At 70.0% G+C, this 8,487-nt stretch carries 7 protein-coding genes; 4 read left to right on the top strand and 3 right to left on the bottom strand.

Annotation, left to right across the window (positions count from 1 at the left end; translation table 11 throughout):
- The coding region (locus tag HUW62_RS43585) for a hypothetical protein (RefSeq protein ID WP_368670627.1) at positions 1–717 on the top strand (717 nt) is incomplete at its 5' end.
- On the opposite strand, the gene HUW62_RS43580 is transcribed toward HUW62_RS43585, so the two are convergent.
- From HUW62_RS43580 to HUW62_RS43570, 3 genes are all read right to left on the bottom strand, one after another.
- Positions 609–1,610, bottom strand: coding sequence for a hypothetical protein (locus HUW62_RS43580; protein ID WP_240356153.1), 1,002 nt, complete (start codon positions 1,608–1,610; stop codon positions 609–611). The genes HUW62_RS43585 and HUW62_RS43580 overlap by 109 nt on opposite strands.
- Before the next feature lie 92 nt (positions 1,611–1,702).
- Positions 1,703–2,080 carry a hypothetical protein gene (locus HUW62_RS43575; RefSeq protein ID WP_176437804.1) on the bottom strand — a complete coding sequence of 126 codons (378 nt, stop codon included), beginning with the start codon at positions 2,078–2,080 and terminating at the stop codon, positions 1,703–1,705.
- Positions 2,081–2,376: 296 nt separating this feature from the next.
- Positions 2,377–4,140 carry an ABC transporter ATP-binding protein gene (locus tag HUW62_RS43570; protein ID WP_176437803.1) on the bottom strand — a complete coding sequence of 588 codons (1,764 nt, stop codon included), beginning with the start codon at positions 4,138–4,140 and terminating at the stop codon, positions 2,377–2,379.
- A 157-nt stretch (positions 4,141–4,297) separates the two neighbouring features.
- On the opposite strand from HUW62_RS43570, the gene HUW62_RS43565 reads away from it, so the two are divergent.
- The 3 genes from HUW62_RS43565 (at position 4,298) to HUW62_RS43555 (ending at position 8,459) form a co-directional block, all read left to right on the top strand.
- Positions 4,298–4,738, top strand: coding sequence for a hypothetical protein (locus tag HUW62_RS43565; RefSeq protein ID WP_163863253.1), 441 nt, complete (start codon positions 4,298–4,300; stop codon positions 4,736–4,738).
- A 168-nt stretch (positions 4,739–4,906) separates the two neighbouring features.
- Positions 4,907–6,040 (top strand): molecular chaperone DnaJ, encoded by a 1,134-nt coding sequence (gene dnaJ, locus HUW62_RS43560; RefSeq protein ID WP_163863251.1) that lies wholly within the window; start codon positions 4,907–4,909, stop codon positions 6,038–6,040.
- A 253-nt stretch (positions 6,041–6,293) separates the two neighbouring features.
- Positions 6,294–8,459, top strand: a complete 2,166-nt coding sequence (locus tag HUW62_RS43555; RefSeq protein WP_176437802.1) for a penicillin-binding protein activator — start codon at positions 6,294–6,296, stop codon at positions 8,457–8,459.
- Positions 8,460–8,487 lie beyond the last annotated feature (28 nt).

Below are 8,487 nucleotides of genomic sequence, written 5' to 3'. Positions count from 1 at the left end.
GCCGCCTTCCGTTTCAGACGCGGCGCCCCTAGTCTCCGATTCCTGATGGCCGAGTCCTCACCCGAGACGTTGAAGACCGCGGTGCAAGCGCTCTCCCGCGTCCACGCGGTGGAGGGCCCTCCGGGTGAGAATGGCCTGCGCACCGTCTGGCACATGGGCATGGACGGCGCGGAGCTGATGTCGCAGGTGGACTCCGACGGCCGGGTGCGGCGGCAGGAGCTGACGCTGCTGGAGGACCACTACATGTGGGCCAGCGGCGAGGGCGTGCGCACCGGCCGCGTGGATTCCGAAGGCGCGCGCGCCAGGCCCGCGGCGGCGGAAGTGAAGGCGGATCCGCAGCTCGTCCCCCACCGGCTGGTGCGCGCCGCGCAGGCCATGGGGACGTACACCGGACAGGACCGCTACATCCTGCACATGCAGCGGGTGCTGGCGCTGGCCCGCGAGGGCCTGGAGATGGCCGGCGCTGGCATCATCGCTCGAGACGCACCGCGCCCGTCGGAGCCCACGCTGCCGTCGCTGGAGACCACGCTGCCGTTGCTGGAGACCGCGCCCATGTCCACTCCGGCGCCCGTGGAGCCGCCGCTGTACGTCTACGGCGCGCCCCACCCTCAGGAGGTGGTGCCGCCGGAGGCTCGCGGCTCCGAGGGCCTGATGATGCTCGCCGTGTTGGGCGTGGGCGTGGTGGTGGGTCTCCTGTTGCTCATCTGGCTGCTCTGAGCCGGAGCGACGTCGAGCCCCAGGAGCCGCAGCATGTCCAGCGTGGTGGGCACCGCGGCCCGGTTCCGGGGGAGGGTGATGTGCGCGCTCTCGGCCACGGAGCGCACGGGGTGCACGTCCATCACCAGCAGCGCCGTCACGGCGGCCGCGGGCACCAGCCGGGGCGCCCAGCGAGGCGTGGGACGGGAGGGCTCACGGCGGGTGGCGCCTCGCGCCAGCAGCATGATGCCCAGCACGGCCAGCAGGGACGTGCACAGCCAGCGCACCTCGCGCAGCCGCGCGGCGGCTTCCATGCCTGTCGCCACCCACTCCTCGCGCATCGACTCGGGCACCTGGCCCATGCCGGTGAGCATCTCCAGGAAGTGTCGCGCCTCCAGCGCACCCGCCGCCGCCACCGAGGCCAGCGCCGCCGTCACCGCGCTGGCGAGCAGCAGCCCCCGTCTCCTCCTGCGTCCCCCCGCGTCTTCCGCGCACGACGGGCCGAAGCACGCCAGCGCGAGCCCCACCGACAGCCCCAATAGCAGCGCGGCGCTCGTCCATGCCCCCAGGAGGCGTGGCGCCATGGCGTGGCCGGTGCTCATCGCGACGTCCAGCGCGGTGTCGTGGGTGGACAGTCGAGTCAGACCGGACATCGCCCGGCCCACCAGGACTTCAGTGCCCAAGAGGCCCACCATCCACGGCAGGGTGGCCATGCCCAGCATGACGGCGAGCGGCACACGGCGCCCCAGGCCGATGCTGGCCAGGGCGAGCGACAGCAGGGGCAACTCCACGAGTAGGGCCAACGCCACCACGGCGGCGAACGGACCCGCGGCATCCACCGTGCCCGCGAGGGCCTGTGGACCGTGCAGCAGGGGTGCGAGCGTGAAGCACCACAAGAACACCGTGACAGGCACGGACGAAGCCACGGAGAGCCCGGGCGCGAAACGGAGTCGCAGGGTAACAAGCATTCCAGGAGAGAGTAGTCTCTCCAGGTAATTCTTGGAATTCAGACTGGGGGACGACCGACCAGCCAGTACACGACGCTGGAGAGGGCTCCGACGATGGGGGACACGAGCACACCCAGCAGGTAGAGCCCGGGGCAGTCGCCCTCGGCGCAGCCGATGCGGCCGTAGGCGAGGGCGCCGCCGAGCAGGAGCGGCACGTGCATGCCGATGATGAAGACGCCGGCGCCGCGCAGGACGAGGCCCCGGTACCAGGTGCGTGTCCACAATCGGAAGACGATGGGGACCAGGACGAGGGTGACGGTGGCCGCGGCGGCGAGCGCCAGGTGCCGCGCGGACACGGCGACACACGCCACGGCCGCGAGGGCCAGTGCGGGCGCGAGCAGCAACGCGTTGAGGGACAGGGGCTCCCGGTGACGCATCAGACGGTGGGAACGCTGGCAGAGCCCACGGGTGCAGGCAAGCGGCTCGGGTGGGTGGGTGTCTCCCGTTCAGCTTCGCGGGGCGCGGATGGTGCTCATGACGCCGGGGCCGGGAGGGCGACACTCGGCATGCTTCCGTGTCGGGCTGCTCGTACGGGGCGGCTCGACCTCGACCGTCGCGAGATGACGGCGCCTCCACTCGGACGGAGCATGGGCTCGCCTCGACTCCAGCGCCACTACGCCGCGACGGCGCCTCCACTCGGACGGAGCATGGGCTCGCCTCGACTCCAGCGCCACTACGCCGCGACGGCGCCTTCACCCAAAAGGCGCATGTAGCGGCCCCGCAGCGCGAGCAGCTCCGCGTGGGTGCCGGACTCCACCACGCGGCCCTCCTCCACCACGGCAATCACATCCGCGTCGCGCACGGTGGACAGGCGATGCGCAATCACCAGCACCGTGCGCCCGCGCATCAGCGTCTCCAGCCCCGCGCCCACCGCCGCCTCGCTCGCCGCATCCAGCGCGCTCGTGGGCTCGTCCAGCAGCAGCACCGATGGCTTGCACAGGAACGCGCGCGCCAGCGCCAGCCGCTGCCGCTGCCCACCCGACAACCGGCTCCCGCGCTCGCCCACGGACTCATCGAGTCCTCCCGGCAGCGCGCGCACGAAGTCCTCCGCGTGCGCCAGCGCGAGCGCTTCCCACAGCTCCGCGTCCGTCGCCTCCGGCCGGCCCAGTCGCAGGTTGTGCCGCACCGTCCCGGAGAACAGCACCGGCTCCTGCGGCACCCACGCCACCTGGCCGCGCACGCTCGACGGCTTGAGTGACTCCAGCGGAGCGCCGTCCCACAGCACCCGCCCTCCCGACGACGGCAGGAAGCCCAGCAGCACGGAGAACAGCGTCGTCTTCCCCGCGCCGGACGGCCCCACCAGCGCCACGCGCTTGCCCGCGGGCACCACCAGGTCCACGCCCCGCAGCGCCTCGCGCCCGTCCTGGTACGTGGCCTTCACGCCCTCCAGCACCAACGCCCGCGACAGCGGTCCCGCCGCGTCACCCGTGTCCGGCGGCGCCGGCTCGTCGGCGAGTGCGAACAGCCGCTCCGCCGCCGCCAGGCCCGTGAGCACCTGGGACAGCGTGCCGCTCAGCGATTTGACAGGCTGATACAACAGCAACGCGGCTGCGAGAAAAGACAACAGCCGTCCCGCGAGGTCCGGGTCCGCCGACACAGCGCGCGCGCCCCACGCCACCGCCATGGCCACGCCGGCGATGCCGAGCAACTCCACCGTGGGGCTCACCGCGCCACGCAGGAACAGCGAGCGGCGCATCTCGCCCAGATACTTGTCCGCCTCGACGTCGAAGGACTCGAGCGCGCGCGCCTGCCCGCCGTAGGCCTGCACCACCGGCAGGTTCTGGAGCTGCTCGGCCGTCAGCGACGTCAGCGCGCCCAGGCTCTGCAGCGAGCGGGCGGCGACCTTCTTCAGCGAGCGGGCGAAGCGATTGATGGGCAGCACGGTCACCGGCACCACGATGAACGTGAAGAGGAAAAGCTTCGCGTCGATGAGGAAGCACGTCGCCAGCAGCGCCACCGCCTGCAGCCCATCCTTCACGTACGATGACAACGCCTGCGTTATCGAGAACTCGACGAGCGGCACATCGGACGTGAAGCGCGACAAGAGCTCGCCAGAGTGTCTCCGCTCGAAGAACGCGGGCGGCTGGCCGAGCAGTCGCCCGTAGAGAAAACCGCGCAGGTCCGCCATCACACGCTGGCCCAGCCGCTGCATAAGGCCACCCTGGAGGAACTGGGCGAGGGCCTTCACCAGCGCGAGCGCCACCACCACCAGAGGCAATCGCCGCAACAACACCTCGCCAGGCAGCGACACCCCGGCCACGGTGACGGGCTGGTCCGTGAGCACCGCGCGCAAGAGCGGCCCGACGACCCACGCGTACGCGGAGGTCGCCGCTGCGGCGACGAGTGACGCGCAGACACCCGCCGCGAGCAGTCGGCGGTAGGGGCGCAGGTAGCCGAGGAGCCGGCGGTAAACGTGAGGGGAGGGACGGGGAGCCACTGTTTGGCGGCGGACTCTGTCACTGAGTCGTCAGAGGTCCAAGTCTAGAGGCATGCCAGACGTCGAGCTTCGTCGGCTGCTTTCCCACCAACCGTCACCGGCAGGCAGGCCCGTTCCGTTGCCCCCCTTCGCCCCTGCGGACAGGTTCAGGGGAGCCATGGACACCAATAACGAAAAAGAGGTCCTTTTCAATCCGGGCTGCGAGCCGGTGGTTGAAGACGAGGAGCGTCGCCGGCTCCTGTGGCTCATGGCCGAGTACTTCCGCACCATCGGATACACGGACATCAAAGCCCGTCTCCCCGGATTCATGCCGCCGCCCATCCTGTCGGGGACCATCGAGGACGCTCGTCCCGACTTCACCTGCCGCCAGTCCGACTCGGCGCGCACGCCCATCATCCTGGAGATTGTCACTCCAGCCATGGTGGACGAGCCGACCGCGGAGAACCGGTGGAGTCTGCTCGCCAGCGCCGCCAAGCTCTACAACGCGGAGCTGCACTTCGTGGTGCCCAAGTGGGCCTCCACCGGAGCAGTGGACCCTGCGCTCAAACGCAGGTTGGCCCGGATGGAGCTCACCGCCAACCGCGTGTGGACCGTCTAGCCCACCCGCCCTCACCTGATCCGCCTTCTTCCGCCGCCCGGTGGCCTCCATGGCCTCCGGGCGGCCTTGGTTTTGCCCCTCGGATTGCTGGCGCGTTTCGCTGCGTTATAGTGACTCAGAGTTTTACGCGGCGTTAAAAAGTCCAGCAAATTCCAGGGGTTGAAGCGAATGCCAGCAGCGGCGGCGAGTCAGAAACGCGACTACTACGAGATCCTGGGCGTCCAGAAGACCGTCTCCGCGCAGGAGTTGAAGAGCGCGTTCCGCAAGGTGGCGCTCCAGTACCACCCGGATCGCAACCCGGGGAACAACGAGGCCGAGGAGAAGTTCAAGGAAGCCTCGGAGGCCTACGAGGTGCTGAGCGACCCCGAGCGGCGGGCGAAGTACGACCGCTTCGGACACTCGGGCAACCCGTTCGAGGGCTTCGGTGGCGCCGGCGGCGGGTTCCAGGGCGTCAACATCAACGACATCTTCGGCGAGATTTTCGGCGACATCTTCGGCGGTGGCCGGGGAGGTGGGCGCCGCACCAGTTCGCGTGGCGCGGACCTGCGCTACAACCTGGAGATCACCTTCGAGGAGGCCGCGTTCGGCAGCCGTCCCAAGGTGACGATTCCCCGGCCGAAGAAGTGTGAGACGTGCACCGGCTCCGGCAGCAAGAGCGGCGCGGGCCCTCGCGCGTGCGGCACGTGCGGCGGCAGCGGTGAGCTGCGCTACACCCAGGGTTTCTTCGCGGTGTCGCGTCCCTGCGGGGACTGCGGCGGCACGGGCGCGGTGGTGCCGGACCCCTGCGCGCGCTGCAAGGGCTCCGGGAAGACGCCCTCGGAAGAGGTCATCGAGGTCGCCATCCCCGCGGGCGTGGACAACGGAACACGGGTGCGGCTGACGGGCATGGGCGAGCCGGGAGACCGGGGCGGTCCTCCGGGAGACCTCTACGTCACCGTCATCGTCAAGGAGCACCCGCTCTTCCAGCGCGAGGAGTACGAGGTCTTCTGCGAGGTGCCCATCTCCTTCACCCACGCGGCGCTGGGCGCGAAGATCGACGTCCCCACGCTCGACGGGAAGGTGAAGATGACCATCCCCGCCGGCACCCAGTCCGGGAAGGTGTTCAGGCTCAAGAGCAAGGGCATCCCCCACCTGCACAGCCAGCAGCGGGGAGACCAACACGTGCGCGTCGTCGTGGAGACGCCCACGGAGCTGTCCTCCAAGCAGCGCGAGCTGTTGGAGAAGCTCGCGGAGCTGTCCGGCGAGGAGTCCCATCCGCAGTCCAAGAGCTTCTTCGCCAAGGTGAAGGAGCTGTTCGGCTGATCAACGCCGTGCGGCACGCATGAGTCAGGGCCGGCCGCTCGCCCCATGAGCAGGGCAGAGCGGCCGTGTCTTGTCGTGGCTTGGGGGCCGCATGGGCGTGGCCCTGGCGCCGCGCCAACGTGAGGAAGTCAACGTCCCAGGGGCGAGGACGGTCGGGCACGAGGGGTGCACAGCGGGAGGGGTTCCACGAGGAATCTTCTCCCCGCTCCGTTGTCGACGGAGGCGCATCGCCGCTGCTATGCACCCCACTGCCATGGAAGTCCTGCCCACCTTGCGCCGCTCGCTCCTCGTCGCGCTGGCCCTGCTGCTGACGGCCTGTCCTCGACCCTCACGCACCCCACCCGCCGGTGGAGACACGGGGGAGGAAGTCCCCACGGGAGACCCCTTCCCCAAGCGGCCCACCGTCGAAGCGAAGAAGGACGCGACGGCGGACGCGGCGCTCGCCCAGGCGAGGCAGACGGCCCAGGCCGCGCCCGACAAGAAGAAGGCCGCGGAGGCCTACCTGTCGGTGCGCAAGGCGTACCCCGCGACGACGGCGGGCCAGGACGCGCTCTACCAGGCCGGCGTCCTCTTCTTCGAGTCGAAGGACTACGTCAACGCGCGCAAGTCCTTCAACGAGCTGCTCTTCGAGAACCCCCTCTACAACCAGGCCGAGGACGCCAAGCGCAAGCTGGCGCTGTCCGCCATGGAGGTGGGCGCCTACCGGGACGCGTACCAGACGCTGTCCAGCCTCGCCGAGCGCGCCGAGGGCGCCGAGCGTGAGCAGCTGTTGCGCGACGCGGCCCGGGCGGCCGAGGGCGCGGGGCTGTACGGCCAGTCGCTGACGATGGCGGTGGAGCAGGCGGGACAGGCGAAGACGCAGCAGGAGCGTGACGCCGCGGTGGCCCGGGTGGAGGCGCTGGTGGAGGGCCGCGCGGACTTCGTGGACATCGCCCGCGTGGCGGAGGGACTGCCTTCGACCAACCCGGCGTGGCCCGTGCTCACCTTCAAGCTGGCGCGCGTCTACTACCACCTGCGCGAGTGGACGCGGCTGGAGGAGACGCTCAACCGCTTCCTCGCGGAGGCGCCGCAGAGCTCCTTCGCGCCCCAGGCCCGGGAGCTGCTCGCGCGGGCCACTCGGCGCGTGGAGGCGAAGCCGAAGACGGTGGGCGTGCTCCTGCCCATGACGGGCCGCTACCAGCCCATCGGCGAGGCGGTGCTGCGCGGCATCCAATTGGGCCTGGAGGGCAGCGACATCGAGCTGGTGGTGAAGGACACGCAGGCCGACGTCAACAAGACGGGCCAGGCGATGGAGCAGCTCGCCTTCGACGACGGCGCGATTGCAGTGCTGGGGCCGCTCCTGGGTGACGACTCCAAGCGCGCGGCGCTGGTGGCCGAGGAGCTCCAGCTTCCGCTGCTCACCATGACGCGCCAGGAGGGCGTCACGGACCTGGGCCCCTACGTGTTCCGCAACATGCTGACGAACGCCGCGCAGGCGGACGCCATCGCGGACTACGCCATCAACGTGAAGGGCTACAAGAAGTTCGCCCTCCTGTACCCGAACATCCCTTACGGCGTGGAGCTGGCGGACGCGTTCTGGGACCAGGTGCTGGAGCGCGGTGGTGTCGTCCGGGGCGCGGAGCGCTACTCGCATGACCAGACGACCTTCACCACCGAGGCCAAGAAGCTGGTGGGCCGCTACTACCTGGAGGACCGCGGCGACTACGTCGAGGGCGTGCGCGACTTGCAGGGGGAGCACCTGGACGCCTTCCGTCGCCGCAAGGCGCTGGAGAAGGTGAAGAGCGGCGTGGAGCCCATCATCGACTTCGAGGCCATCTTCATGCCGGACGACTGGCGGCGGGTGAGCCTGGTCGCCCCGGCGCTGGCGGTGGAGGACATCGTCACCAACGCGTGCGAGCCGAGGGACTTGGAGCGCATCCGCAAGACGACGGGCAAGAAGGAGCTGAAGACGGTGACGCTCTTCGGCGCCAACCAGTGGAGCAGCCCCAAGGGGCGCTCGGGCCTGCCGGAGCTGATTGAGCGCGGCGGCAAGTTCGTCACCTGCTCGGTGTACGTGGACGGCTTCTTCGTGGACTCGCAGCGGCCCGCGACGCGCACCTTCGTGCGCAAGTACCGCGAGGCCTACAAGCAGGAGACGGGCAAGGACCCGGGGCTCCTGGAGGCGATTGGCTACGACTCCGGGCGCATGCTGCGGCAACTGGTGGAGAAGAAGGAGGGCGGGCCTCGCACGCGCGCACAGATGCGTGACGCGCTGTCCGGCCTGAAGGACTTCGACGGCGCCACCGGCCGCACTTCGTTCAACGAGAAGCGCGAGGCGGTGAAGCAGCTGTTCCTCCTGTCCATCGACAACAAGGGTGTCACCGAAATCAACGTGGACAAGGAGCGGGAGAAGGCGGCGTCGGGAGGCTCGGGTTCATGAGGTGGACGGTGGGGCTGCTGGCGGCGGG

Origin of the sequence: Myxococcus sp. AM011 (assembly GCF_013372595.1) — a bacterium.
Lineage (GTDB): Bacteria > Myxococcota > Myxococcia > Myxococcales > Myxococcaceae > Myxococcus > Myxococcus eversor.
The sequence above is the reverse complement of the archived record's forward strand: the minus strand, read 5'-3'. Positions and strand labels throughout refer to the sequence as shown.